Annotated in this window: 27 protein-coding genes; 11 read left to right on the forward strand and 16 right to left on the reverse strand. The window is 65.6% G+C overall.

The window, feature by feature from the left end; genetic code table 11:
* Positions 1-57: 57 nt before the first annotated feature.
* From ACPXYO_RS04875 to ACPXYO_RS04915, 9 genes are all read left to right on the forward strand, one after another.
* A complete protein-coding gene (locus ACPXYO_RS04875; protein WP_423917121.1) occupies positions 58-330 on the forward strand; it encodes a sarcosine oxidase subunit delta in 273 nt (90 codons plus the stop codon).
* Entirely contained in the window at positions 327-3,191 is a 2,865-nt protein-coding gene (locus tag ACPXYO_RS04880) for a 2Fe-2S iron-sulfur cluster-binding protein (protein WP_423917124.1), read from the forward strand. The genes ACPXYO_RS04875 and ACPXYO_RS04880 overlap by 4 nt, the downstream gene beginning before the upstream one ends.
* Positions 3,184-3,795: a hypothetical protein gene (locus ACPXYO_RS04885; protein ID WP_423917126.1), complete on the forward strand. Its 612-nt coding sequence runs from the start codon at positions 3,184-3,186 to the stop codon at positions 3,793-3,795. Before ACPXYO_RS04880 ends, ACPXYO_RS04885 begins: the two co-directional genes overlap by 8 nt.
* A gap of 158 nt (positions 3,796-3,953) precedes the next feature.
* Positions 3,954-5,372, forward strand: a complete 1,419-nt coding sequence (locus ACPXYO_RS04890; RefSeq protein WP_423917129.1) for a glutamine synthetase family protein — start codon at positions 3,954-3,956, stop codon at positions 5,370-5,372.
* An 83-nt stretch (positions 5,373-5,455) separates the two neighbouring features.
* The gene (locus tag ACPXYO_RS04895) at positions 5,456-6,385 is read left to right on the forward strand and encodes a glutamine amidotransferase (protein WP_419551859.1); all 930 of its coding nucleotides are present in this window, start codon (positions 5,456-5,458) and stop codon (positions 6,383-6,385) included.
* Entirely contained in the window at positions 6,373-7,167 is a 795-nt protein-coding gene (locus ACPXYO_RS04900; RefSeq protein WP_423917131.1) for a GXGXG motif-containing protein, read from the forward strand. Before ACPXYO_RS04895 ends, ACPXYO_RS04900 begins: the two co-directional genes overlap by 13 nt.
* A gap of 37 nt (positions 7,168-7,204) precedes the next feature.
* Positions 7,205-8,608, forward strand: a complete 1,404-nt coding sequence (locus ACPXYO_RS04905; RefSeq protein WP_423917134.1) for an FMN-binding glutamate synthase family protein — start codon at positions 7,205-7,207, stop codon at positions 8,606-8,608.
* A gap of 1 nt (position 8,609) precedes the next feature.
* A complete protein-coding gene (locus ACPXYO_RS04910) occupies positions 8,610-9,080 on the forward strand; it encodes a hypothetical protein (RefSeq protein ID WP_423917136.1) in 471 nt (156 codons plus the stop codon).
* Positions 9,081-9,132: 52 nt separating this feature from the next.
* Positions 9,133-10,464, forward strand: a complete 1,332-nt coding sequence (locus tag ACPXYO_RS04915; RefSeq protein ID WP_423917139.1) for an NAD(P)/FAD-dependent oxidoreductase — start codon at positions 9,133-9,135, stop codon at positions 10,462-10,464.
* Here the strand turns inward: ACPXYO_RS04915 and ACPXYO_RS04920 are convergent, their stop codons facing one another.
* The 11 genes from ACPXYO_RS04920 to ACPXYO_RS04970 form a co-directional block, all read right to left on the reverse strand.
* Positions 10,465-11,676, reverse strand: coding sequence for an NAD(P)/FAD-dependent oxidoreductase (locus ACPXYO_RS04920; protein ID WP_423917142.1), 1,212 nt, complete (start codon positions 11,674-11,676; stop codon positions 10,465-10,467). It lies immediately after the preceding gene.
* A gap of 29 nt (positions 11,677-11,705) precedes the next feature.
* Complete coding sequence (locus ACPXYO_RS04925) at positions 11,706-13,049, reverse strand: flavin-containing monooxygenase (RefSeq protein WP_423917145.1); 1,344 nt, start codon at positions 13,047-13,049, stop codon at positions 11,706-11,708.
* 89 nt (positions 13,050-13,138) lie between these two features.
* Positions 13,139-15,523, reverse strand: coding sequence for a DUF1989 domain-containing protein (locus ACPXYO_RS04930; RefSeq protein ID WP_423917148.1), 2,385 nt, complete (start codon positions 15,521-15,523; stop codon positions 13,139-13,141).
* 81 nt (positions 15,524-15,604) lie between these two features.
* Positions 15,605-16,036, reverse strand: a complete 432-nt coding sequence (locus ACPXYO_RS04935) for a hypothetical protein (RefSeq protein ID WP_423917150.1) — start codon at positions 16,034-16,036, stop codon at positions 15,605-15,607.
* A gap of 98 nt (positions 16,037-16,134) precedes the next feature.
* Complete coding sequence (locus ACPXYO_RS04940) at positions 16,135-16,263, reverse strand: hypothetical protein (protein WP_419551868.1); 129 nt, start codon at positions 16,261-16,263, stop codon at positions 16,135-16,137.
* A 10-nt stretch (positions 16,264-16,273) separates the two neighbouring features.
* A complete protein-coding gene (locus ACPXYO_RS04945) occupies positions 16,274-16,489 on the reverse strand; it encodes a hypothetical protein (RefSeq protein WP_419551869.1) in 216 nt (71 codons plus the stop codon).
* A 164-nt stretch (positions 16,490-16,653) separates the two neighbouring features.
* Entirely contained in the window at positions 16,654-18,042 is a 1,389-nt protein-coding gene (locus ACPXYO_RS04950; protein ID WP_423917153.1) for an ammonium transporter, read from the reverse strand.
* A 229-nt stretch (positions 18,043-18,271) separates the two neighbouring features.
* The gene (locus ACPXYO_RS04955; RefSeq protein ID WP_423917156.1) at positions 18,272-18,673 is read right to left on the reverse strand and encodes a hypothetical protein; all 402 of its coding nucleotides are present in this window, start codon (positions 18,671-18,673) and stop codon (positions 18,272-18,274) included.
* A gap of 32 nt (positions 18,674-18,705) precedes the next feature.
* Positions 18,706-18,966, reverse strand: a complete 261-nt coding sequence (locus tag ACPXYO_RS04960; protein WP_423918760.1) for a hypothetical protein — start codon at positions 18,964-18,966, stop codon at positions 18,706-18,708.
* Positions 18,938-19,648 carry a helix-turn-helix domain-containing protein gene (locus tag ACPXYO_RS04965; protein WP_423917158.1) on the reverse strand — a complete coding sequence of 237 codons (711 nt, stop codon included), beginning with the start codon at positions 19,646-19,648 and terminating at the stop codon, positions 18,938-18,940. The genes ACPXYO_RS04960 and ACPXYO_RS04965 overlap by 29 nt, the downstream gene beginning before the upstream one ends.
* Before the next feature lie 86 nt (positions 19,649-19,734).
* Positions 19,735-20,748 carry an LLM class flavin-dependent oxidoreductase gene (locus ACPXYO_RS04970; RefSeq protein WP_423917161.1) on the reverse strand — a complete coding sequence of 338 codons (1,014 nt, stop codon included), beginning with the start codon at positions 20,746-20,748 and terminating at the stop codon, positions 19,735-19,737.
* Between the two features lie 35 nt (positions 20,749-20,783).
* Here ACPXYO_RS04970 and ACPXYO_RS04975 point away from each other — a divergent pair, with 35 nt between their 5' ends.
* Complete coding sequence (locus ACPXYO_RS04975; RefSeq protein ID WP_423917164.1) at positions 20,784-21,062, forward strand: pyridoxamine 5'-phosphate oxidase family protein; 279 nt, start codon at positions 20,784-20,786, stop codon at positions 21,060-21,062.
* A 23-nt stretch (positions 21,063-21,085) separates the two neighbouring features.
* Here ACPXYO_RS04975 and ACPXYO_RS04980 read toward each other — a convergent pair whose 3' ends face one another.
* The 3 genes from ACPXYO_RS04980 to ACPXYO_RS04990 form a co-directional block, all read right to left on the reverse strand.
* Positions 21,086-21,997 (reverse strand): MBL fold metallo-hydrolase, encoded by a 912-nt coding sequence (locus ACPXYO_RS04980; RefSeq protein ID WP_423917167.1) that lies wholly within the window; start codon positions 21,995-21,997, stop codon positions 21,086-21,088.
* A gap of 85 nt (positions 21,998-22,082) precedes the next feature.
* Positions 22,083-22,541: a Zn-ribbon domain-containing OB-fold protein gene (locus ACPXYO_RS04985; protein WP_423917170.1), complete on the reverse strand. Its 459-nt coding sequence runs from the start codon at positions 22,539-22,541 to the stop codon at positions 22,083-22,085.
* Complete coding sequence (locus ACPXYO_RS04990; RefSeq protein WP_423917172.1) at positions 22,538-23,728, reverse strand: thiolase C-terminal domain-containing protein; 1,191 nt, start codon at positions 23,726-23,728, stop codon at positions 22,538-22,540. Before ACPXYO_RS04990 ends, ACPXYO_RS04985 begins: the two co-directional genes overlap by 4 nt.
* A gap of 119 nt (positions 23,729-23,847) precedes the next feature.
* Here ACPXYO_RS04990 and ACPXYO_RS04995 point away from each other — a divergent pair, with 119 nt between their 5' ends.
* Positions 23,848-24,135, forward strand: a complete 288-nt coding sequence (locus ACPXYO_RS04995; RefSeq protein ID WP_423917175.1) for a chorismate mutase — start codon at positions 23,848-23,850, stop codon at positions 24,133-24,135.
* Positions 24,136-24,174: 39 nt separating this feature from the next.
* Here ACPXYO_RS04995 and ACPXYO_RS05000 read toward each other — a convergent pair whose 3' ends face one another.
* Together ACPXYO_RS05000 and ACPXYO_RS05005 are read right to left on the reverse strand one after the other, a co-directional pair.
* Positions 24,175-24,774 (reverse strand): isochorismatase family protein, encoded by a 600-nt coding sequence (locus tag ACPXYO_RS05000; protein ID WP_423917177.1) that lies wholly within the window; start codon positions 24,772-24,774, stop codon positions 24,175-24,177.
* A gap of 96 nt (positions 24,775-24,870) precedes the next feature.
* Positions 24,871-26,031, reverse strand: a complete 1,161-nt coding sequence (locus tag ACPXYO_RS05005; RefSeq protein ID WP_423917180.1) for an amidohydrolase family protein — start codon at positions 26,029-26,031, stop codon at positions 24,871-24,873.
* Positions 26,032-26,120: the final 89 nt, after the last annotated feature.

Raw genomic sequence — 26,120 nt, forward strand, 5'->3', positions numbered from 1 at the left:
CGTTCCCAACGGTGCCGTTGTGCCCACCGCCGCCGTCGCGAGAGTGGTGGGTCACTGATGCTGCTCGTGCCTTGCCCTCACTGCGGCCCACGCAATTCGGCCGATCTCCGGTACGGAGGCGAGTCACATACACGTCCCGATCCCAACACGGCGTCCCCCTCGCAGTGGCGGAGCTACCTGTACCTGCGCGACAACCCGGCCGGGTGGCTGCGCGAGACCTGGTACTGCGCGTCGGGCTGCCGCCGGTGGTTCACGATCGAACGCAACACCGCCACCAACGAGTTCCGGGATCCGCCTCTGCCGGGTGACAAGCGAGGCGGTGCGGCATGACAATGAGCCGGCAGGGCGTCCAGCCCACTGAGGTGATCGAGCGGGCTGCCAAGCTGCGCTTCAGCTGGAACGGCAAGCGGTTCAGCGGCTTCGAGGGCGACACGATCGCCTCAGCGCTGGCCGCATCGGGCGTCAATGTGTTCTCGCGTTCGATGAAATACCACCGTCCCCGCGGCATCCTCACGGCCGACTACTGGGACCCCAACTTGATGGTCCAGGTGGGCGACGACCCCAACGTCAGGGCAGGCCATCGCTTGCTGGAAGCCGGCATGGACGTCCGCTCGCAGAATGCGTGGCCGTCGCTGAACCGTGACCTGAAGGCGGCGAACGGCCTTCTCGGGCGCTTCCTGTCGGCCGGCTTCTACTACAAGACCTTCATGCGCCCGCAGTGGCTCTGGCCCACTTACGAGCGGGTGCTCGCCACGTTTGCGCCAGGCGGCAAGATCGACATCGACACCCCTCACGGCTACCACGACAAGCGCTACATCCATCCCGATGTGGTGGTGGCCGGCGCCGGGCCAGTCGGCATCGAAGCAGCTCTGGCTGCGAGCGAGGCCGGCGCCGGGGTGCTGCTCGTCGAACACGAGCATGCGGTGGGCGGCCATCTCCGCTATTCGAGTGACGCCGCCGACCGAGCCGCGCTGGCCGAGCTGCGAGCGGCGCTCGCAGCCTCCGATATCGAGGTGCTGGCCGACTCGACGGTCACTGGTCGGTATGAGGACAACTGGCTCGGCATCTGCCAGCGCAGCCACCCGATCGCGGTAGAACGGCTCATCAAAGCCCGGGCCAAGACCCTGGTCGTGGCTCCCGGACTCATCGAGCGGCCCTACGTCTTCGAGGGCAATGACCGGCCGGGCGTCATCACGTCGGGAGCGGCCCGGCGCCTCATCAATCTGTGGGGAGTCAAGCCGGGTGAGCGGGCGGTGGTGTTCACCGCCAACGCCGATGGCGATGCGGCTGCGACCGACCTGGAGCGGGCCGGGGTGGAGATCGCCAGCGTGATCGACGGCCGCGAGGGTCACCGAGTCAGCGCAACTCAGGGCTCTTCCCGGGCGGTCAATGCCGTGATCGCCGACGCAGGGCTTGCCAGCAATAGGCGCATCGATGCCGACCTGTTGGTCGTGGCCGCCGGTTGGACCGCCCCGACCTCACTGCTCAACATGGCGGGCGACCGTCCCGTCTACGACGCAGCCGCGGCTCGGTTCTTCCCGTCCGACCCACCGAGCAACGTCCTGGCAACAGGGGGCATCGCCGGCGACGGAAGTCTTGACCAACTTCGTTCCCATGGCGCCGCTACTGGCCGCCTCGCCGCGGCCCGAGCCGCGACCGTGCGCCATCGCCTGCAGGCCTGCACGACCAGAGCGCTCCCGGTGGCGGGCGATGAGCCCGCCTGGGCGCCCGACGAACGGGTAGCGCTGGGCCGTGACGCCCATCCCGAGCTGTACCGCTCCGACACCCACGGCATGGTCGACTACTCCGAGGACGTCGGCTCCAAGGACCTCGTCGCCGCAACCAAGGAGGGGTACGACTCGGTCGAGCTGGCCAAGCGCTACACCACCGCCACTATGGGACCCTCGCAGGGCAAGTTGGAGACGGTCAATACCGTCGCGGCGATCGCAGAGGCCCGGGGCGAGACGATCGCCGAGGTCGGCACCACGGTGTGGCGACCCCCTTATGCACCCCTCACGCTGGGCGCACTCGCTGGCCGGGTCTTCGAGCCGGTTCGTGTCTCGTCCATCCATCCATGGCACGAAGCCAACGGCGTGACCACCATCCAGGCCGGCCAGTGGATCCGCCCGGATCACTACGGCGATCCCGCCGCCGAAGTGCGCAACGTCCGTGAGAATGTCGGGCTCATCGACGTCACGCCGCTGGGCAAGCTCGATCTGCGTGGCCCCGACGTCCCGAAGCTGCTCAGCCTGCTGTATGTCAACAAGTGGATGAAGCTGGACGTGGGCCGGGTTCGCTACGGAATGATGTGCGCTGAAGACGGGGTGGTGCTTGACGACGGTGTCACCGGCCGCCTTGGCCCCGACCACTACGTGATGTCCACTACCAGCTCGGGCGCGGGCGGCGTGTGGGAGTGGGTGGAGAATTGGCTCCAGACCGAACGGCCCGACTGGCAGGTCCATGTGACCCCGGTGACCACCGCCTACGCCAGCATCAACGTGGCCGGCCCCAAGTCGCGCGAGCTGATGAGCCGCGTCACTGAGGGAGTGGACCTGTCGCCCGAGGCCTTCGGGTACATGACCGTTCGTTCGGCCACAGTCGCCGGCGTGTCGGGCTGCTTCATGTGGCGCATCGGCTTCACCGGCGAGCTGTCGTTCGAGCTGCACGTGCCCGCTGGCCACGGCCTAGGGGTGTGGGAGGCCCTGATGGATGCGGGCCAAGACCTGGGCGTCGGGCCCTTCGGCCTGGAAGGTCAGCGCATCATGCGTCTCGAGAAGGGCCACTTCATCGTGGGCCAGGACACCGACGGGCTGACCCTGGGTCCCAGCACCGGCTTGGGTTCGCTCATCAAGCTCGACAAGGACGATTTCGCCGGCAAGCCCGAGCTGGCCTGGGCGGCCGACCGGCAACTGCCGCAGGTCGTGGCCATCCAGCCGGACGACCCCCGCATCGTTCCAGACGAGGCAAGCCAGATTGTGCGCGGCGAGACCAACGAGATCCTGGGCCGGATCACCTCGTCGCGGTTCTCACCCACGCTCGACCGGTCGATCTGCCTCGGGCAGGTCGAGCCCGAACTGGCCGCCGGCGGTACCAAGCTGACGGTGCTGCTCATCTCCGGGGAGCGCATCAGCGCCACTGTGATCGACCATCACGCCCATTTCGATCCGGCCGGGGAGCGTCTCCGTGGCTGACGCCCGATCACTTGAGGTCTCGGCGTCTGAGAGCCCGGAGTTCGAGAGCCCGGTCGTGCGGAGCTACCCGGCGGCCGAAGCAGGCGAGCTGACGCTGTCCGATGTCAGTGCCACAACCAAGTGGCTGGTCCGGGCCGGTGCACAGGGACCGGCAGCCGACTTGCTCGGCGCGAGGTTCGGATCGTCGCAGGTCGCGCCCTCCGGCGCGCTGGTGCTGGGCTCCCGGCCCGGCGAATGGATCGTGCTCGGCACACCATCGGGGGTTGCGGCCGTGGTTGCCGAGCTGGACGGGCTTGACTCCCAAGAATTCATGTCGGCCTTGGACTGGACCCACGGCCGGGCGATGTTCCGTGTGACCGGCCGCGAGTCGGCGCGGATGCTGGAGAAGGTGTGCAGCCTGGACTGGGCCGATCCGATGACGCCCGACGGTGCAGTGTCGTCGGCCTCAGTGGCCAAGGTCACCTGTGACATCGCCCGCAACGACACCGGCGGTGCACCCTCCTACCTCATCTTCTGCGACAGGTCGTTCGGCCAGTACCTCTTCGATGCCTTGATTGACGCTGGCAACGAATTCGGCCTGTCTGTCGCAACTGCCGGCGCCTAAGGCCGGCATTCCTGAGCTGCAGCGTTGCTCTACTCAGAGGAAAGAGCCGCTACTCAGATTAGACATGACGGCGAGAACTGTGCTACGTTTCGGCGGGATCTGGGCACGTTCGAGCGCACGGGCTCCGGGGCGTTACGGTTCGTGTGAACCAAGAAGTCATGCAGACAGGGGAAGCAATGGCCACCGATCTTGAGATGTTTGTCGGCGCAGACGGACGAGACGAGCAGATCGCCGAAGTGGAGGCCCGCATCGAAGCGGACGGCATTCGGTACCTGTACTGCCAGTTCGTTTCGGTCACCGGCCGCATCATGGGCAAGGGGATTCCCGCCAAACACTTCGGGATGATCGCCCGCAAGGGTTTTCAGCTCGTCTATGGCTCCACTGCCAACCTCTTCACCGACCGTCACGGCAACTACATCGGCTACGGCCCCGAGGCCCGCGAGCTCGTCGGCATCGGCGAGCCCGAAACGTTCATGCCGCTGCCGTGGGATCGCAAGACGGCCCGAGTCTGGTGCACGCTGTTCCGGGGTCGTGAGGAAGAGGTGGACGGTGGTGCATTCCTGACCTCCGACTGCCGCGGCAACCTGCGGCGGCTTCACGCCGAGTTCGAGGCCAAGCACGGTCTGCACCTGCGAGCCGGCTGCGAGCCCGAGATGATGTGGCTCAAGGCCGACGCCGACGGCAAGCCGACCGTCGAGGGCATGACCAAGCCCAACTGCTATCACATCGACCAATTCGCCGAACTGCAGCCGCTGATCCACAGGGTGATCGAGTACTGCGAGGCCATGGGACTCGAGATGATCCAGGGCGACCATGAGGACGCCCCCGGCCAGCTCGAGCTGAACTTCCAATTCGACCGAGCCGAGCTCACCGCCGACCGGCTCACCACCTATCGCCAAGTGTGCAAGCAGGTCGGTCGCGAGCTCGGGGCCTTCCCGTGCTTCATGCCCAAGCCGTTCATGGGCGTGTCCGCCAACGGGTGTCACCACAACATCTCGCTGTGGGATTCCGAGGGCAACAACAAGTTCATGCCCGAAGGTGACAACCCTCAGCTGCCCGGTCCCATCGGCATGAAGGCCATCGGCGGCATCCTCGAGCACGTCCGAGGTCTCACCTGCCTCAGCGCGCCGACGGTCAATTCCTACCGGAGGCTGTGGGACACCGGCTTTTGGGCGCCCGTCTTCGCAGACTGGGGCTTCCAGAACCGCACGACCGCCCTGCGGATCAGCGCGCCGGGCCGCTTCGAGTACCGAACGGCCGACAGCTCGGTCAACCCGCACCTGTCCTTCGCGGGGCTCTTGATGGCCATGGACGACGGCCTCGACCGCAGCCTCGACCCGGGTCCGCCCGAGGAGCGCAACATCTATGAGGCCGTGGAGTCGGGCAAGGACGTGCAGAAGATCCCGCTGAACCTGGGTGAGGCGCTTGCGGCGTTCGACGCCGACGAGGTGGTCAAGGCGGCCCTGCCCGGCGAGATGTACAGGGTGTTCATGCACTACAAGACCGATGAGTGGGAGCGGTTCCTGCACACCGTCTCCGACTGGGACGTGGAGGAGTATCTCGACGTCCTGCCCTGACCGCCCGCCTGCTCTGATCTCGCGGGGCTGGCACACGAGACATACCGAGACAGAACACACGCACCCACGAAGGGGGTAGCACCATGTGCGGCATAGCCGGAGTGATCCACCGCGACGGAAGCGCCGACATCGGAGCGGAGCTCACCGCGATGCTCCAATCGATGAAGCACCGGGGGCCGGACTCCACCGGCTACGCGGTGTACGGGCCGGCCGACGACCTCGTCGTCATCCGGTTCGTGCTGGCTGAGCCCAACAAGAGCGCCGGCTTCGGCATGGCCGAGCGCCTCGAACGCAACCGCGCCGAAGTGGAAAGTCGCCTGGCCAAGATCGGTGCCGAGGTGGCCGCGGTCACCGGCGAAACCGGGTACGCATTCCGGGCCACCATCCGCTACGGCGGCGACCTCAAGGCGCTGGCCGACTACCTCGAGGACGTGCCTGGCTGCGAGGTGCTGTCGCTGGGCAGCTCGCTGGAGATCATCAAGGACCTGGGCGACGCTGCAACGGTGAGCGACCAGTACAACTTGGGGTCGTTCCGCGGCACTCACGGCATCGGCCATGTGCGCATGGCCACCGAATCCCAAGTGGACCTGGCCAGCGCACATCCTTACTGGGCCTACCCGTTCGCGGACGTGGCCGTGGTGCACAACGGCCAGCTCACCAACTACCACCAGTGGCGCCGGCGTCTCGAACAACATGGCCACCGGTTCCAGAGCGAGTGCGACTCCGAGATCATCGCCGTGTATCTCGCTGAGTACATGTCGCGGGGCCTGTCGTTGGAAACGTCGATGAAGCACAGCCTCGATGAGCTCGACGGCGTGTTCACATACGTGTGCGTCACCGGCAACCAGATGGGAATCGCCAAGGATGAAATGGCGGCCAAGCCGCTGGTGCTGTTCGAGTCCGAGCCGCTGGTGGCGGTGGCCACCGAGGAAGTGGCCATCCGAGCATTGGTGCATCGCGAGGTGGAAACCCGCGATCCCTACGAGCGAGAGGTGCTGGTATGGCAGGTGTAGGTTCCCGCAGCGGGGTCGCCTATGACGCCCGGGGGCTCGTGGAGCCCCATGCGGAGATGCCCGACAACGTCGAGGTCGACGGTGCCAGGGCCCGTTTCGATGCAGCCGATCTGACCATTCGTCAGATCAACATGGTGCTGCGAAAGCTCATCTACGACGACGGCATCAGCGACGTGACCGTGCTCAATCCCGCCTCGAAGCACTCGTTGGCGGTGGGGATACTGAAGCGCTGCCGGATTCACTTCGAGGGAAGCCCTGGCTGGTTTGCGTGCGGGCTCATCGACGGCCCTGAAGTGACGATCAACGGCCGTGTGGGCTGGTCGGTGGCCGAAAACATGATGTCCGGCGTCGTCACCATCGAGCGCGGCGCCGGCTCGCTGACCGGTGCAGCCATCCGTGGCGGCGACCTCATCGTGAAGGGCGACGTGGGTGCCCGCACGGGAATCGACCAGAAGGGCGGCACGATCATCGTGCTCGGCAACGTCGGCATTAACACCGGATTCATGATGCAGCGGGGGCGCCAGATCATCTGCGGCAACGCGGGTCAGCACCTGGGCGACTCCATGTACGACGGCGCCCTCTACGTGGGCGGCAAGGTGAGTTCGCTGGGCGTCGACTGCGTGCCCGGCGAGTGGGACGACGCCGACACCGAGTTCATCGAGCGCAAGTTCCGCATCCACTCACTCGGCGATCCGCCCGAATTCCAGAAATTCGTCTGCGGCAAAGTGCTGCACAACTACGACTTGCTCGAGCCTTCTGAGCGCAAGCTCGTCATTCACTAGCGAGCGCAAGCTCGTCAATCGATACAGGGAAAGACACATGGCCGATACGAACGAGGTCAACGAGAGCACCGATGTGCTCGGCAAGAGTCGGATCTTCACCCGCGAGGTCATCAACGACATCCATGTGAAGGCCGAACTCGGCCGCTACCGGATGCGGGGATTTTCGATCTTCAAGAAGATCCCCCACTGGGATGAGCTGGTGTTCCTGCCTGGAACCCTCACCCGTTTCGTGATCGAGGGCTACCGCGAGAAGTGCGACACCGCCACAGTCATCGGCTCGCGCTTCGCCGCCAAGCCGCTCGAACTCGAAATCCCGGTGTACATCACGGGCATGAGCTTTGGTGCGCTGTCGCTGGAGGCCAAGATGGCCTTGGCCAAGGGCGCGTCCATGGCTGGCACCGCCACCTGCTCCGGCGAGGGCGGAATGATCCCGCCAGAGCGCGACCTGTCCACCAAGTGGTACTACCAGATCATCCAGAGCCGCTACGGCTTCAACCCCCACCACCTGATGCTGGCCGATGCCGTGGAGTTCTTCATCGGCCAGGGTTGCAAGGTTGGTCTCGGCGGCCACCTGATGGGCCAGAAGGTCACCGAGCAGGTTGCTGAGATGCGGTCGCTGCCGACGGGCATCGACCAGCGGTCGCCGGCCCGCCACCCTGACTGGCTTGGCCCCGACGATCTGTCGCTGAAGATCCAGGAGATTCGCGAAGCCACCGACTACCAGGTCCCCATTCAACTCAAGCTGGGATCTGCCCGGGTGTATGACGACGTGCGCATGGCGGCCAAGTGTGGCCCCGACGTCATCTACCTCGATGGTGCTGAGGGTGGCACTGGTGCGGGACCGCATCTGGCTACTGAGGAGACCGGCATTCCGCTGATGGCGGCTATCCCCGAGGCCCGCCGGGCGCTCGAGGATGTGGGCCTCGCCGACGACATCAACCTGGTCGTGGCGGGTGGTATTCGCAACGGCGGCGACGTGGCCAAGTGCCTGGCCTTGGGTGCAGATGCCATCGCGCTGGGCACAGCGGCGCTGATGGCGCTCAACTGCAACAAGGAGATCCCTGGCGTCACCGACTACGAGGGCACGATCGGCGTGCCTGCGGGCGAGTGTTACCACTGCCACACCGGTCGGTGTCCCGTCGGCGTGGCCACCCAGGACGTCGAGCTGCGCAAGCGCCTCGACGTCGATGAGGCCGCCCTGCGGGTTTACAACTTCCTCATCACCCTCACCATGGAAGTGCAGATGCTGGCCCGGGCTTGCGGCAAGACCGATGTGCATTCTCTGGAGCCCGAGGACCTGGCCGCGCTCACCCACGAGGCGGCCGCCATGGCCAAGGTGCCTCTCGCGGGCACCACCTACATCCCGGGTGTCACCGAGGAGCGGAACATGCAAGAGATCCGCGACCTCTTCGACCGCTACGTGATCGACAAGGGAGTGTGACATGGCCGAGACCACGAACACAGCATCCGCGCACACAGGCGAGAGCTCGCGCGAGACCCGCACCGTCGCCATCGACGCCGAAGTCCTGGCGGGGAAGCGGTTCGCCTACCAAGAAGACATGTCGCTGATCACCGACATAGATCTTCTGGCGGTTACCCCAGGACTCGACATCAACTGGCTAGAGGACATCACCCTTCTCGAAGAGGACGGGGTGCCGGCGGTGTTCGATCGGTACTCGAACTCGTTCTTGAAGATCTATTTCGAGATTCCGCCTGGCCGCGAGGACGAGATCGCCCGCAAGGTGCTCATGAAGCACCTCATCGAGGGCAACAGCTACGGCATCACCCTCAAAGACATCCATTGCAAGTTCCCGCAGGTGGAGCTGGGGCCGTGGGTCGAAGAATCGCGGATCGTCGGCACCGACTGGCGCAAGCCGGTGCTGGAGGGCTGGACAGCCCCCGGCGGCCACTGAGCCGTCACTCAGAGAAGCCACTCAAAGAGACTGAACCGAGGAGGCTGCGGTTATGGCACTGCCGACCAGGGCTCGTTTTGTCATCATCGGCGGAGGCATTCACGGCCTGTCGACAGCTTGGAACCTTGCCCGCGATCTGAGGTCGTCGGGACGGGGATCGGGCGACGACATCGTCGTCATCGACAAGACCGGCGTGGGTGCGGGCGCTTCGGGCATCGCCTGCGGTGTCATTCGCAACAACTACTTCCAACCGGCCATGCGTGAGCTCATGACCCATTCGGTGGACGTCTGGGATAGCGATCCCGAGGCGTTCTCGTATCACCCTGTGGGCTACATGCAGATCAGCCATGAGGCGATGCGCGACGACGTGGCCTCGATCCATGCGCAGCAGAAGGCCATCGGCTACTCGTCCACGTTCGTTGAAGGTGCCGAGGCCTCGGCCAGCTACATGCGTGGGATCTTCGATGACTGGCAGGCGCAGGGCATTACCAGCGTCCTGCATGAGCACCGGGGCGGGTATGCCAACAACATGGCCTCGCTCAAGGGGCTGCTCGGCAAGGTCGAGGCAGAAGGCGTCGGCGTGGTGGGCGGTGTCACCGTGACCGGGTTCGACCAGGATGCCTCTGGAGCGGTCACTGCTGTGCTTACCGATCAAGGACCCGTGGCCTGCGATCACGTGGTGGTGGCGGTGGGGCCGTGGGTGCAGAAGATCTGGGCCATGCTCGACCTGCCGACGACCACCGAGGTTCTCGCCAGCGACGGCCAGGTGCACAGCCGCCCGACCTGGACCTACATGTGCCTGCAGGAAGGCACGCTCACGGTCGACCCCGGCTTCCTCACCGACAACGAGGGCAACATGCCGCCGGTGGTGCACATTGACACCGACGCTCCCCTGTACGACGCCGACGGGCTCGTCACCGAGGGGCCGTGGGGCATCTACTACAAGCCGGACTTCAACTTCGGCGGCGTCCAGGGCGGCTATATGCCCTACGTCGTGGATAAGCCGTCTGCCGATGTGGCCGTCGACCCCTACGGACCCGACTCGCCCGACTTCGTTGTGGGGGGCGACTTCTATCGCACCTGGACCGCCGCGTTGGCCCACTGTCACAAGCGCTTCGAGGGCAAGACCCACCTCATCAGCGACGAGCCTTCAGGGGGGATCGGCAGCTTCTCGCCCGACAACTTCCCTGTGTTCGACACCTTCTGCGACAACGCCTACTTCATTGCCGACTCCAACCACGGCTACAAGATGATCGGCGTGGGTGCGCTGGTGGCCAAGGAGCTGCTCGGAGAGCCTCAGGCGCTGCTGGAGCCGTTCCGCTATTCGCGCTACGCCGAAGGCCGGCTCCACCCGGTGAGCAACTCGCCCTATCCCTGGAGCTAGCTAGGCGCGGGCGCTCGGCCCGTACGACAAGTGCATGAGGTCGCCCTCAGCGAAGCGTGAGGGGCGCAGCGCCCGGGTGTCGATGGCTGGCGCGTCGCCCACACACTCGAGGCCGAGCACGTGTGCGGCGACGATCTCCCCGAGGGCCGGCGACAGCTTGAGCCCGTGCCCCGAGAGGCCGATGGCCAGGTAGAGGCCGTCCACCGGGGCGATCTCGGCGGCCCATCCCAAGATGGGGTGGTAGTCCGGCGATACGTCGTAGGCGCCGCTGGTGGTGCTCACCGTGGCTACGACCGACATCTCGGGCAGGCGTTCGGCGATGGCTGCCTCGAGGCGCACGGCGTGGGCCGAGTGGTCCGATTCCGACGCGTCGGCGAGCGGGTCGTCGACCACGGGCATCTCAGGCGGGTAGGCCACGGCCACGACGTGGCGTCCCATGTCGGGGCGGATGACCAGGTTGGAGTTGCCATCGGTGATGCAGGTTCCCAGCGCCGGCGCTCCGGGCCGCTGGGAGAACACCGCCATGTCGAGCCGTCGCCGCTCGACAGGCACCTCCACGCCCAGCGGATCGAGCAGGTCGCGCGCCCAGGCGCCAGTGGCGGCGATGACGATCGGAGCCCGGATCTCCCCAGCTGACGTCGCCACGCCCGCCACGGCGCCGCCAGACACCAGGATCTGGTCCACGGCGACCGGCGCCAGCACTGCAGCCCCCGCTGCGGTTGCAGCCGTAAGCCAGCTCAGCACCATCTTCGTGACGTCGATGAAGCCGCCGTCAGGTTCGTAGGCGCCACCTGCGAGTCCGTCCGCGTTCACCAGAGGCTCGATCTCAGTGATCTCGCGGCCCACGACGAAGCGTGTATCGACGCCGAGGCCGCGGCCGAGGTCGATGTTGTACTGCAGCCCATCCAGCTGATCGGAGGTCACCAACAGCATGTAGCCGAGCCGGGCATAGCCAGGGTCGCCGTAGCCCACCTCGGAGTCCCAGTTGCCGATGCAGTGGAACCCGCGCTGGGCAATGCGCACCATCAGCTCATTTGAGTAGTGCTGGCGGATCTGGCCGAACGTCCGGCCCGAGATGCCCCCGACGGGCGCCCGAGCATCGACGATGGCCACTCGCAAGTCCGAGTGCCGGGCGAGCTGGTAGCCGATGCTGGCACCGATCACCCCGGCACCGATCACCACGGCATCGACTTCGGAGGGCACGGGCGCCATGAGGTGTCCCTGGGACGTGGTCCTGCGGATCACCCCGAGTCGGCCAGGTAGGACTCCAGCGAGTCGTCGAGAGCTTCCTCCCAGGACGTGTGGTGTATCGGCGCCATCGTGCCCGTCATCGGCGAAGTATGGCCGTGGTCGCGGTAGCCGAGGATCGACTGCTTCTTGTGCTTCTTCCAGTCCTTGAACATCTTGTTGATGAGCGGTGTGTTGGGGTCGGGACAGTCGGTCTGGTCGAGAAGGTCCTGGGTGTAGTCGCCTTGAAAGTCAATGGCGGCGTAGTCGTCGGGCACTTCGTCTTCCGCGGTCTGGAAGTCGTCAATCCAGCGGGCCTGCTCGTCGGCGTCGGGCAGCTCGATGCGGCCCAGGATGACGTCACGGGCATACCAAGTCTGGGCGTCGAACATGTTGAACGTGTACCACTGATCCTGCATCCCCAGGTACAGCACCCGGTTCTCGGGCTGGAACACCACGCCCCGGTAGAGCATCGACGAGGCGAGCCGGTTGGCGGTCACCAGCCGAAGCTCGTCGTCCATGAACGGGAAGTGGTGGAGGTAGCCCGTGCACGAGACGATGGCATCGACCTCGGTGCTGGTGCCGTCGGTGAAGTGCACCGTGCGACCGTCCACGTGGGTCAGGATCGGCGTCTCGGTGATGCCGTCGGGCCAGTCGAAGCCCATCGGACCGCTGCGTGAGGAGCAGATGACCGACCGCGCCCCGTACTTCCACAGCTGCGATGCAATGTCCTCGGCCGAGTAGCTCGACCCGATGACGAGCACGTCGCGGCCCTCGAACTGCACGGCGTCCCGAAAGTCGTGGGCATGCAGCAGCGTGCCCCCGAAGGTCTCATAGCCGGGGTAATGGGGCATGTTGGGTGTCGAGAAGTGTCCGGTGGACACCACGACCCAGTCGAATTCTTCGCTGGAGGTGGCGTCTGCGGCGCGATCGTGCGTCGTCACCGTGAAGCCATTGCCGGTGGACGACCGGCTGACGCGCCGTACCGCCTGGTTGAACAGGATCTTGTCGCGAATGCCGCTGCGGTTGGCGCGGCCGACGATGTAGTCGTAGAGCACCTCGCGAGGCGGGAATGACGCCACCGGCTTGCCGAAGTGTTCCTCGAAGCCGTAGTCGCCGAATTCCAGGCACTCCTTGGGACCGTTGGACCACAGGTAGCGATACATGCTCCCGTGGCACGGCTCGCCGTGCTCATCGAGTCCGGTGCGCCAAGTGTAGTTCCACAGACCGCCCCAGTCCGACTGCTTCTCGAAACAGACGAGTTCGAGTTCTGCTGCCTCCGACGAGGCATCGCTGGCAAACGCGTGCAGCTGCGAGAGTCCGCATGGCCCCGCGCCGATGATGGCTACCCGTGTCATGACGAGATCCCCCCTGTGGTTAGATGTTTATGCAACGAGAGTAGAACAATTCTCGGTCTTGCATCCCCGCGCAGGGCTGCAGAACACGCCTAAGCGCGGACTCGGGACTTGTCCGGGTCGTAGAACGGGTACCGCACTACCTCGGCACTGATGCGCTTCTCGTGGCCGTCCAGCTTGCCCACCTCGACGGCCGTGCCGATCTCGTTGTAGGGCAACGCCATGCGGCACAGGGCGATGTTCTTCCGCAGGATGGGGGAGATGGTGCCGCTGGTGATCACACCGACGTGGTTGCGCCCCACGTATACGCCGTCGCCAAGCGCCGCCGGCTCGCCCCCCTCAACTTCCAGCCCCACCAGCCGCCTCTGAGGGTTGTCGCGCCGGTCGAACAGGGCATCGCGCCCAATGAAGTCGTCTTCTTTGGTCTTCAGCGGGACCGTGAAACCGATTCCCGCCTCATAGGGATCGGTCTCGTCGCAGAATTCGTGGCCGGCGAAGACGAGCCCGGCCTCGATGCGCAGCATGTCGAGCGCAGTCAGGCCCATGGGCACGAGCCCGTGGGGTGTGCCCGCCTCGAAGATGGCGTCCCACACTGCCGGGGCGTCGGAGGGGTGGCAGAACACTTCGAAGCCGAGCTCGCCGGTGTAGCCCGTGCGTGAGACGACGATCGGGATGCCGTCGTGGTCCCCGATCCGCGCAATCGCGAACCGGAACCAGCCCAGCTCCCCCACGGTTGGCTGGTCGGGGCGCGTCCAGATGACCTCGTCGAGTATGCGGCGGCTGTCGGGGCCTTGGACCTGCAGGTTGTGGAGCTGCTCGGTGGAATTGCGCACCCAGACAGCCAGCCCGAGCCGCTCGGCCTGCTCCCGAAGCCAGATGCCGCTGTAGCCGAGCTGGCCGCCGATCCAGCGGAAGTTCTCGCGCGCCAGCCGGAAGACGGTGCCGTCGTCGATCATTCCGCCGGTGGGGTGGCACATAGCGGTGTACACGACCTGTCCGTCAGCCAGCTTGCGGACGTTGCGGGTCACGCACGTCTGCATCAGCACTTCGGCGTCGGGCCCCGTCACCTCGTACTTGCGCAGCGGCGACAGGTCGATGACCGCCGCGGCCTGCCGGCAGGCCCAGTACTCCTCGACGGCGCCGTGTGCCGTGTAATGGTCGGCCAGCCAGTAGCCGCAGTACTCGCTGAAGCTCCGCGTCAAGGCGGAGGTGCGGGGGTGGAATCCGGTCTCTTGGGTGAGCTGGGCTTCGGAGTCAGCGGTCATTCTGATCGCCGTCGCTTTCTTGAACATGTTGGCTGCGGGGTACACCCTGACCGCGATGTCGGTGGGGTTCCAGCCGTTGGCAGCGTCGACATCGCACGGGCACGCGGTGCTGACGCACACCAAGTCCTCCAGCGCCCGCAGCAGCACATAGTCGCCAGGGCGCGACCACGGCTCGTCGAGGTAGATCTGATTCGCGTCATCCACTTGGGTGTTGTAGAAGAAGTTGATCGCCTCCCAGCCCCGCCGTGCAGCGACTCCGAAGGGATCGAGGACCCCGTTGATGTTGTCGGTGCAGTTGATGTGGCCGGGGTAGCCCATCTCCTCGTAGTAGCGGGCGTTGCAGGCAGTGTTGAAGGTGTCGTGGCGGCCCACCGTGTCCTGCACCACTTCGACAAGCGGCTGCATCTTGGCGTTGAAGAACTTCGAGTACAGGCCGGGTGCCGGGCAGCTTGCTCCCATGAGGGAGCGGGTGATGGTGGCGTTGAGGCCGAGCTCGGAGCCCGCTTCGAGGTCCGCCACTGCGAAGCACTGGAAGTCCGAGCACTGCCGTCCCTCCATGTCCACTACTTGGAACCAGTTGCCCTTGGACACTTGGTAGGCGCGAGCTGTGCTGCGCAGCACGATGAAGTCCTGACTGGGGTCGGCCAGCGGTGTCGGCAGCAACGGCTCGGTGTCAACGCCGTCAGGTTTGCTGCGGTGGACATAGGCGATCAGGTCGGTGGGCGGAGTACCGCCATGGGCCGACATGGGGCCGCCCGGCGCTGCCACGACGCAGGCGACATCGGCATGCGCGACCACGCGAGCGCTGCTGTTGGGAGGCGTGTCAACGTCGAAGAGCCGGAGCGGCGCCGCTGCCTGCACTTTGGCCATGTCGATGCCGACGCGCTCGAGCCCGGCTCGCACTCGGCGGGAGTCGTGCAGGCCCGCTGAGAGGATGCTTACAGCGGCCGGCACGCTCGATGACGGAACTCGCCCGCTCCCATTGCCGACTGCGATCGCCAGCAATCCAGGGTCTGACATCCCGGTCTGATCGAAGGCGATCAGCTCGCAGGGCTGGCATCCCTCAGGATCGACGATCTCCAACTCGTCGCCGGCGGCGAGCGCCAGCACCGTTGCGCCGCCGCCGGTCACCCGGTAGCGCTCCACACCCGGTCCCAGCATCATCAGCCCTGGAACCAACACCTGTGACTGTTCGGTTGCGAGCGTCGTCATTGCTGCCTCTGTGAGTGTCGTGTCGATGTCAGGCCGGTCCGCCTGTCTGGGTTTCGCCGTCTCCCAGGACCGGTCGCAGCATCACTGCCGACGACCCAACGGGCCCGACAGTCCACGCCGCGGTGGCTCGTCGGCGTCGCCGCCGTCATCGTCACCAGCCGAAACGCCGGCGAACATTTCCCACACCAGCACTACGACGGCCACGGCAGAGGCGATGATCGCGACCCACAAACCCGAGCCTGGATCGGGGCTGCCGACGCCGGACGGATCCAAGACTTCGCGCACTGCGATTGCGCCCGCGAATCCGGCGCCGATCCACGCCGGACGCCAACGGATCTGTACCAGCGCGATCGTGATGATGCAGACGACAAAGAGAAGTCTGCCTATACCGGTGCCGATGCCGCGCACGGTCTGGGTGCCACTCAGTCCGGCGTTGACGTGCCACGGCAGGAACATCGCTGCGCCGGCAACCGCAGTGCACGCTTGGGCGATTCGCAGACGGGCGACTCTCACAACGCCAACCTAAGTCCTCCACGCGCCAGCAGACGCCGCGTCGCCGATGGGCGGCGCGACGTCTGCCGGGTTGATCAGGTTGCGTCTGCTGACTGCTGTCAGCCGACGACCTGGATGGCAATGATGGTGAAGACGATGCAGGCGATGGTGAATACCACCACCCCGATCTCGACCGCCTTGTTGTGACCATGCAGTCCTTGGAATTCGATCTGCTTGCGTCGAGCCATGTCGGTCCTCCTAGCTGTACTTGTCAGCGAGACGATCAGCTGCATCGTTGAGCAGCTTGTCCTCACGCGCCGTCACGAGCAGTGCCGCAACCACCGAGACCGCAATCCCGATGATTGCAAGGACGTACGAGCCGGTGTTGCCACCTGGACCCCAGGTGAAGTACCCGGTCGTGCCGTCGGCTGCTTCGAGGGCGGCTTCCCAACTGTCGTAGGGGAAGGTGTTCATTCAGTCCTCCTTAAGTCCTGAACGATGTCAGTCATCGTGTCGGTCATGTCCCAGTGCCTCCTGCTGCGCTCGCTTCTGCTTGCCCCAGTACCCGGCGGCCGCAACCAGCAGGTACATGACGACGATCGCAAGAACGAACTGCATCCACGAGGCGGACACCCGACTTAGCGGTTGGCGGCGAGGTCGGCCCGCAGCGTTTCTTCTGCGGAACTCTCCGACCCGTCGGCGTGGATGATGGGCTCATCGGCTCGGCCGAACTCCGGATAGAAGTCCGTTTCGAACTCGGCCATGTCGAGGCCCTCGACCTCCACCTCGGGCGGCACCCGAAGCAGATTCAGCTTCTTCAGGATGAAGGATGCGAAGTACCCGGTGACGAACGACAATGCGAAGATTGCCGCTGCGCCAACGAGCTGGCCCAGGATGGTGGTCTTCACCCCTGCGGGTCCTGTCGGGTAGCCCGCAGCGAAGATGCCGACGGCCATGACGCCCCAGAATCCCATGACACCGTGGACTGCCACCGCTCCGACAGCATCGTCGATGCGGGCCTTTTGCTCGATCCAGCTGCCCACCATGAAGGCGGCACCGGCGGAGAAGAAGGCGAGGATCAGCACCAGGTTCGGGCTGTAGATGTCGGCGCCTGCCGACACAGCCACGACCCCGGCGAGACCTCCGGAGATGGTCCAGAACGGATCGCCCTTGCTGAAGATGTAGCCGCCTGCGAATCCGCCTGCGAAGCCCATCGTGATGGTGTAGGTGATCGCCGACAACGTGGCCGGGTTGAAGTAGATGTTCGCCCAACCCGGAGTGGTGTCGGCCGTGATGGCCAGGCACGCCGCGTAGAAGGCGTAGAAGGCCGTGAAGATGATCATCAGCCCCATCAACGTCAGATGGAGGTTGTGGGGCTTGAAGGCCCGTGTACCGCCATTGCTGTCGTACCGGCCGATTCTTGGCCCGAGGTTGAATAGCACCCCGAGGGCGAAGATTCCGGCGACGCCGTGGACCACGCCTGAAGCGGCGAAGTCGTGGTATCCGAAGTGGACAGTCAGCCAGCCGCCGTAGCTCCAGCCCCAAGCGGCCGCAACCACCCAGACGATGCCGCCCATCAGGGCGGTGAGCCAGAGGTAGGCCGAAATTCGGATTCGCTCTAGCACCGAGCCGGACATGATCGAACCGGTTGTCCAAGAGAACAGCACGAAGGCTGCCCAGAAGACGCCGGTGATGTTGTCACCGAGGTTCGGTCCCGCAGTACCGTCCCAGGGCAGGCCGTACTGGTCGCCGCAAAAAAACAGATCCGCAAGTCCTGCGGGGCTGTTGCCGCTGGTGGTCCCTGTGAACTTCAGGCCCTCCTGCATGCAGAAGTAGACGTACCAACCGACGTAGTAGAACGTCGGCGTCACTACGGCGATCGTCATGATGTTCTTCATCGCCGTCGACATGATGTTCTTGCGTCGGCTGACGCCTGCCTCGTAGGTCATGAAACCTACGTGCAGCAGCCACATGATCGCGACAGTGAAGAAGTAATAAGCCTCCGTGAACACAACAGACGTGTCCATCGCGCCTCCCCTCGTTTTGGTTTGCGCTTGAGTTCCAAACAACCCGGCGCCAGACCAATTGGATGAGACCGTAACACGTTCGCAATGTTCGCCTGAACATCACCCACCCGATGGGTTGATATTGAACCTCGCGGACGGTTGGCGCGCGAATTCAGCCGGGCAGCCGCGCGCCGCGAGCGACGGAGCAGCGCTATTGAGCTGAGCCTCGCCGACGACCGTGCGGCGCCGGTCAGTTGTCGACAGGCTTGCCGACGTTGACTTGGCGGACCTCCCCGGTGCCGGCGTCCACCCAGATGGCTGCGTGTTGGAGGAATTCCTCCGGTCCCCCTTCAGGGTCTTGGACCGTGAAGACAATGACCCACATTGCAGTCGGGGGGAAGCCTTGGCGGAGAATCTTGGTCTCGGTCCGCTCAGGTGTGAAGGCTCGGGGATGGGTTTCGAGGGCGGCGCGGGCGGTGGCGATGGCCTGGCCCTCCTCGATGTCGATTCCAGAACAGCTTCCTGGAAAGAAGACGAGGAAAACGACCAGGATCAGGCCAACCACGATGAGCAGCATCGGGCGCCCCGGCATCGCATTGATGCGGCCGAGCAGGCCCTTCGGCTTATCGGGTATCGACTCGTGTTCAGGCATCTTGGCGTCCTACGGCTCGCGAGCTTGAGGGGTCAGTCGTCTTGGGGCGGGCGAACGACGAAGCGCAGGATCAGGTAGCCCACCACATGAGTGATAGCCACGAAAGACACCCACCACAGTAAGACCGTTTGCCGGTAGCCGCGTTCGCGGCATTCCCAGTAGGTGAGACCGACTGCCGCGGCCAGGAGGATCCAGAGCCAGATGTTCCGGCGAGCGAAGCCGGTTTCGCTGATCCAGTCGGCGACGAACATCAAGCCCATCGCGTCACCCTCCCGCCGCTCCGCGCGGCTCACTGGCGGGGTACACCTTGATGGAGATGAACCGTACCGGCAACTCCACGAGCTCAACCGGGCCGTGGGCCACCTCGCCGTGGATCTGCATGGTGTCGCCTCTGTTCAGCAGGTAGGCCTTGCCGCCGTAGCCGTAGGAGAGCGACCCATCCAGGACGTGGAGAAACTCCACGCCGGGATGCTGGTAGAGCGGGAAGACGCCTCCCGGCTCGATGATGGTGGTGATCATCGGCTCGATGATCCGGTTGGGTCCGCGCAGGGTGCCGAGGTCTTGGTACAGCCGCTCTGGTCCGCCCCGGTCGTGGTGGATCTCATGGCCCTCGCCCGCCCGAACGATGACCAGGTCGTGCTCCTCGTCGAGGCCCCGGAACAACGCGGTCACCGGCACCTTGGCTGTTGCCGCCAGGCGCGCAAGCGTCGACAGGCTGGGCGCGCTCTGGCCGTGCTCGATCTTGGAAAGCATCCCCAGCGAGATGCCGGCGTCAGTGGCGAAGGCCGACATCGTCATGTTCAACGCCTGGCGCAGTTCGCGTACGCGGCTGCCGACCACGCGGCAGAGCTCGGCAGTGGTGAGCGGCGATTCGATGGCCACCCCCGCGAGGTTCAGCGAGTCGGGATCGCCGAGGACAGGAATCCCCTCGGGGCTCTCCAGCGGGTCCGGGATCGTTGCCCCGCCACTCGTCATCGCCCCGATAGTGCCAGATAGCGGCTGTGAACCGTAACGGGCCGACCCAATGTGCTTTGGCCGGCTGAACGCGTTGGGGCTCAGACTCAGACTCCGGCTGCTATGGCGAAGGTGCGCAGCTCGCGCTCGACGTCGCCCATCGGCTGGAACGAGACCTCAGTGATGCCAGCGGCGGCGAGCCGATCCATACGCTCGGGCACCTCGGCGGCATGGCACACGAACGGGGCAATGCGCAGCGACTCAGGCGTGAGGACCTGGCGATCGATGGCGTTCAACTGGGTGAGGTGACCTTCGTGGAGCGACAGGTGAATGGTCGCGGGGTCCATGTCCCCAGTGATCTCGGCGAAGTGCTCAGCATTCGGCAACGTGCCGAGCCGGGCGTCGCGTTGTTCCAGAAACGCGTGGTACGCCACGCTGACACCGGGGCCGGCGGTGTCCATCACGCGAGGGGACTCGATCGATTCGTCGTCGTCCATGATCGTGCCGAAGCCGAGCAGGATGACGTCGTCGATCCCGTTGTAGTCGTCATCAGAACGGGGTCGTGAGGTGAACACGCCGGCGCCCATCTCGGCGGCCGCGGCGAGCCCTCGGGGGCCGTTCACGCCCAGGATCCACGGCACCTCGATGGGTCGCTCAACTGCTTGGCCGCGCCAGTGCAGCATCCGCGTCGCCCTGCCGTCGACCTCGACAATCTCGCCCCGAAGCAGTGCTTGCACGTCGGTGACCATGCCCCCGAAGTCGACCCAGCGCAACGGCTTTTGACCCATGGCCCGGCGGCCCGTGAAGCCGGTGCCGGCGCCGACGATCACCCGGTCGGCACCGACCAGGCCAACCAGCGTTGCGATAGCCGAGGCGGTAGTGAGGCGATGGCGCAGCGACGGGATGAGCACGCCCGGTCCGAGACGGATGCGCTCGGTGCGAATCGCCGCGAGTGCGAGTGTCATCCAGACGTCGAGCTGCAGCGCAGGGGTGTCGTAGACCCACGCGGTCTCGTAGCCCAACTCCTCGGCCAGCACGATGTGGTCGGGTGTCTCGGGAACGGGCGGAAACGCAGCGGAGATCTTCATGGCGGCAGTCTCGCGGACCGAGCCGAACTCCACTGAATTGACGATGCGGTGTGTGCGACGCTGTGCCCATGGAGATCTCCAAGGCACTCGACTACGTGCGCAAGAACGACCGGGGAGTTCTGGCGACCAAGGCGCGCGACGGGACACCGCAGCTGTCGCCGGTGACGGTCGCAGTCGTCGACGACACGGTGGTGATGAGCACCCGCGACACGGCCTTCAAGACCAAGAACCTGCATTGCGACCCGCAGTCCTGGCTGTGCGTGTTCCCCGAGAAGTGGTTGGGCCGATGGGTCCAGCTCGAGTGCCAAGCCGAGATCATTTCCGGCGAGGCTGGCCTGCTGCCGTGACGGCGTCTCAGTTCGGGCGGGGTTCAATACCAGTCGTAGGCGGCGAGGGGTCGCTGCGCCCAACCGGCTCGGCCGGTCTGGCGCATTTCGTCGCCGAGGCTCGACATCTGGTCGGCGTACAGATCGGTTCCGACGTCGTTCCACGAGCCGTGTCCGGCGAACACCCACTCGACACGGAGCGTCGAGAGCAGGTCCATCGAGCCGGCGAGCTCGTCCCACGAGTGGAAGGTCTGCTCGGGAAAGACGTCCAGCTCGTGCCGGCGGTGGTTCCAATGCAGCGTGTCGCCGGTGAACAGCCACCGGTCGTCGACGTGGAAGACGACCGAGCCTTCGGTGTGGCCCGGCACCGGGATGGCGACGATCCCCGGAGAGATCAAGGCGGGGTCGTCGCCGTCGAGGATCACGGTGGCGTAGGGAGCGGCGTCCGCGTCGGCCGCATGAATCCACACCTCCGCGCCATAACGCTCGGCCCACCGGTCGGCGTCGGCGACATCGTCGCGGTGACTGAGCAGCACGTGCCGGATGCCGCCGAGGTCGTCCACTCCTTCGGCCAAGCCGCGCAGGTACCGAGGCGAGTCGACCATGAGATTTCCGTCTGGCCGTTCAACGAGGTACGAGTGCGCCCCGAATGAGGATCGAGCGTTGTGCCCGAGCGCCAACACACCGGGTGTCAGCTCGTAGGGGAATGGCCGGATGGGCGGGCGGCGGATGTCAAGGTTGCCGATCGACTGCGTCGGGCAAGCCTCGGCCGCTCGCCACAACGCGGCAGTCTCGGCTGGGCTCTCCGGTTGGCGCGCCAGGTACGAGAGCCCGCTGTCGTCCATCTCGATGAGACCGGGAGCCCAGTGCCGGGCGACATCGCACCGGATGCAGCGCGTGTCGACGAACCATGGCCCGTCGACGTTGTCAGTGTGAGCCATATCGGCACGTGCCATCGCTTGCACCCCCTAGTGGCTCTCGCTCGAATACTAAGTACGCCCCGCCGCTACGCGCGCATTTCTACGGTTGGCGAGCGGAGCGTCAGGCCGCGCTCACCTGCCATTGGACGAGGGTGAAGGGCGGGCCGCCGTCGTCGTGGTCTTCGAAGACGGCCTCGACGTCGCTGCCGATGACGATGTCGGCCATCGGGTCGCCGAGGAGGTTGCCGATCATCCGCAGGTTGTCGGCATGGGGGAGTTCGACGAGCACCACGATGTAGGGGCCGTGGTCAGCGAGCGCCGGATGCACCGGGTGATAGACGCGCTGCCATGAGTAGATGCGGGCGGTGGGCTCGACGGACACCCATTCGACGTCGAGTGACTGGCAGGCGTGGCACATCCACTCGGGACCCCACTGGTGGGTGCCGCAATCGGCGCAGCGCTGGACTCGCAGCTCGTGTTCGCGGGTGCCCTCCCAGTACGGAAGGTCGAGGCCGTCGCGCATGGGTGCCGGCTGCGTCAGGCCCTTCGGTAGGTAGGTGGAGCCGGAGAGGGTGCTCATCCGAGTGCCTCGGCCGTGCCGTAGATGGCGGTCGATGCAATCTCGACCATCGGGCCGGCGTTCGAGAGCGACACCTTTACATTGGGCACCTGATTGGTTGAGTCGCCGCGCACCTGGCGTACCGCTTCGATCTGCATCCCGAGACCGTGCATGTAGCACTCGGCCAGATTGCCGCCGCTGGTGTTCAGCGGGAGCGAGCCACCGTCGGCACGCAGGTTCTCGAACGTCAAGACCTCGTTGGCGTTCTCGTAGGTGCACAGGCCGTGCTCGATGAGGCTCATCACCACGGCGCCGGTGAAGTTCTCGTAGCTCTGCACAACGTCGACATCTTCAGGGGTCACGCCTGCCTGTTCGTACAGATGCTGTGCCGCGAACTTGAAGCTGGACGTGGCGTAATCGGTCGGGTTGTGGGCCCACGCGCCGGAGCGGTGCCCGCCGCTCTGCTGGGCTGCGAGCACCAGCACAGGCGTGTCGCTGAGATTGGCGGTCAGCTCGGCGGACGTGATGATCATCGCGGCGGCACCGTCGTTCTCCAGGCAGCAGTCGTACAGGCGGAAGGGCTCGGTGATCCAGCGCGACGAGTCGTACGTCTCGGCATCCAATGGCCGGCCGTGCATGACCGCTCTGGGGTTGTTCTGCGCGTGGTGGTACGCGGCGAGGGCCACAGCGCGCATCGTGGATCGGTCGATGCCGTGTTCGTGCATGAGCCGGGTGGTGCGCATTGCGTAGGTCTGAGCTGGGCTCATGACGCCGTAGGGGATGGTGTAGGCGTACTCGCCGCTGATCGCCGGCCGCCGGCTGCCCTGGCCGAACCGTCCGAACTGCCCCTGGGCGAGACCCCGGTAGGCCACCACGACGTCCGCCGAGCCGGCGAGCACCGCGCCGGCGGCGTTCTGCACGACACCGGCTGCGCCGCCCCCGCCGCCGCCCCACTGCATGTTCGAATACCTCAGCTCGGAGAGGCCCAGCGCATTCGCCAGCCGGGCCGGGGTGTTGCGGTCGTTGCTGTAGGAGCAGAAGCCGTCGATCTCACGTGGCTTGATGCCGGCGTCGGTGCAAGCGGCGAGGATCGCCTTGAGCACCAGCACGAATTCAGGGTCGGGCGACTGGCCTCGCTTGAAGTAGGTGGTCTCGCCGACACCCGCGATAGCGGTTCGACCGCGCATCCCTTGACCCGAAGCACTCACGGCGCAAACCGTAGCCAAGTGATGCCCGGTGCCGCCCGAGTGTGGAGCGGCACAGCGCAACCGGACGTCGGCTGCCGATCCGGTGGTTGTCGTGGCTCGATGGGCTAGAAACAGAGCCGATGTCCGACGACGAGCTCGCTGCTTACCGCCGCAGCATCGACGAGGTCGACGGTGCCCTGGTGCGCCTGTTGGCCGAGAGATTCCGCATCACGCATGCCGTCGGCGTGCACAAGGCGGCCCACGGCATGGCGCCGATCGATCTGGTACGTGAGCAAGAGCAGATCGACGGGTTGCGCCAGCTCGCCGCCGAGGAGGGCCTCGATCCCGACTTCTGTGAGAAGTTTGTGCGCTTCGTGATGGATGAAGTCATCCGCAACCACGTTCGTATCGTCGAGACAGACTCCTGAGGGCCCCTCCTGACGTCCCTCGGCTCCCCTGACGACGGCTCAGCGTGAGGCGATGACGGTGACGCCGACGTCGGCGAGCTGGGTACGGGCTGCGGCCTCAGTCTCTGGTGCAACCGACGCAGAGAAGTCCTCGAGCACCGTGACGGCGTAGCCGTTGGCAGCTGCATCGACAGCGGTGGCGCGCACACAGTGGTCGAACGCCAGCCCGACGACGTCAACGTCGGTCACCCCCGCAGCGGCCAACACCTCGTCCAGCGTCCGGCCGTTGTCGTCGATTCCTTCGAAGCCCGAATATGCCGCGGCCCCCATGCCCTTGCGCACGCTGGCGCCGATCCGGTCACTGACAGGATCGAGGCTCGGATGCACTTCCGCTTCCGCAGTGCCGGCTACTCCGTGCGGCGGCCACGTGTCGACGAAATCGGGTTCGTCGCTGAAGTGGTCGCCGGGATCGACGTGCCAGTCCTGGGTGGTGACCACCAAGTCGTAGCCATGGTCGCCGGCCAACAGGTCTGCCAACCGCGAGGCAACGGAGTTGCCGCCCTCGACGGGAAGGGCGCCGCCCTCGCAAAAGGTGGGCTGCACATCCACGACGAGCAGGGCCGTACGCGACTGCTCGCGCTGGATTGGGTTCTGAGCCATGTCTGCTCTCCTGCGCCGAGGCTCGTGCCGCCGGGCGCGGCTCCCGCAGCGCCCTGTGGCCAAATCTACCGCTGGCCCGCGCGGGCTCCGGCAGCGCTAGACGCCGAGCAGGAATGAGGCGTTGCCGGCCCAGAACGGCGCAGTGGCACCCTCGCCGAGGCCGGCGGCGGTGAACGACGCCTGGAACTCCGAAATGGGGTCGCGGCCGCCTTCGGGGTGCGGCCAATCGGACGAGAACAGGAACAGCTCGGGTCCGCAGTTCGACACCAGCCAGCCCACGTCCTCGAAGTGCCACGGAGTGAATCGCACCTGCCGCCGGATGTAGTCCGACGGTGCCATGGTCAGCTTCGCCAACTCGGGCTCGTGTCGTCCGAACGCCGTAATGCTGTTGTCGAGCGAGCGCAGCAGGTTCGGCACCCACCCCGCGCCCAGCTCGATGAGACCGCAACGCAACTTGGGGAACTGCTCGAAGATGCCGTCCATCACCATGCACGCCAGCAGGTTCTCGGCATCGTGGAACAGGTTCAGGAAATCCTTCGAGCGCAGGTTTTCACCGCCGCCCACAAAGTCCTTGCCGGGGTTACGGCCGTTGTTGTGGTACGTCTTCGGCAGCTGGTTGCCGCCGTTGGGCCCCAGGTGCAAGAGCACGGGCACGCTCGCCTCGCACAGCAACGCCCACAGGGGATCAAAGTCCGGATGCGTCGGGCTCAGTTCGGTCGGCACGCCGTGAGGAATCCATGCGGCCCGGCAGCCGGCCTCGATGGCCTCGCGAGCGCACTCGATGGTGCGCTGCGGGTCTTCCAGCGGCACAAACGCCACACCGAGCAGGCGCGGGTCGACCGAGCAGAAGTCAGCGATGCCGCGGTTGTGCGCCGACGCACCGCCGTACACCAAGTTGAGGTCGCTGCGGCCGTGGAATTGGGTGTGCGCAAACGTCGTGAAGACGAGTTGGCTGGCGAACCCCAACTGGTCGAGCGCTCCCACCCGCTCGTTGGCATCCATCGAGCCATAGGCGTAGTAGCCCTTCGGCCCGTTCACTACGTCGGCGGCCAGCTTCGCGGTCTCGTCGGAATCGTTGCGACGCTCCCAACATTTCTCCACAAGCTCGAACGTCGCCGCATCGCCCCCGCCGGCCAGGCTGAGATCTCGGAGCTTTTCGGCGGTGGCGCCGTCGGCGTAGCTGGCCAGCCAGTCCACCGGCTCCATGAGATGGCTGTCGGTGTCGTGAATGAATCGCTCACCGGCGTATGTCGCCATGGCTTCCCCTCGAGTTTGTTGTCGGAACGCAAGCCTCAGCTTCCGAGTCTTGCAGCCGAGAATGAGCCGCACTCGCAGAGTCCCCCGAG

It is taken from the genome of Candidatus Poriferisodalis sp. (assembly GCF_965237655.1).
Lineage (GTDB): Bacteria > Actinomycetota > Acidimicrobiia > Acidimicrobiales > Poriferisodalaceae > Poriferisodalis.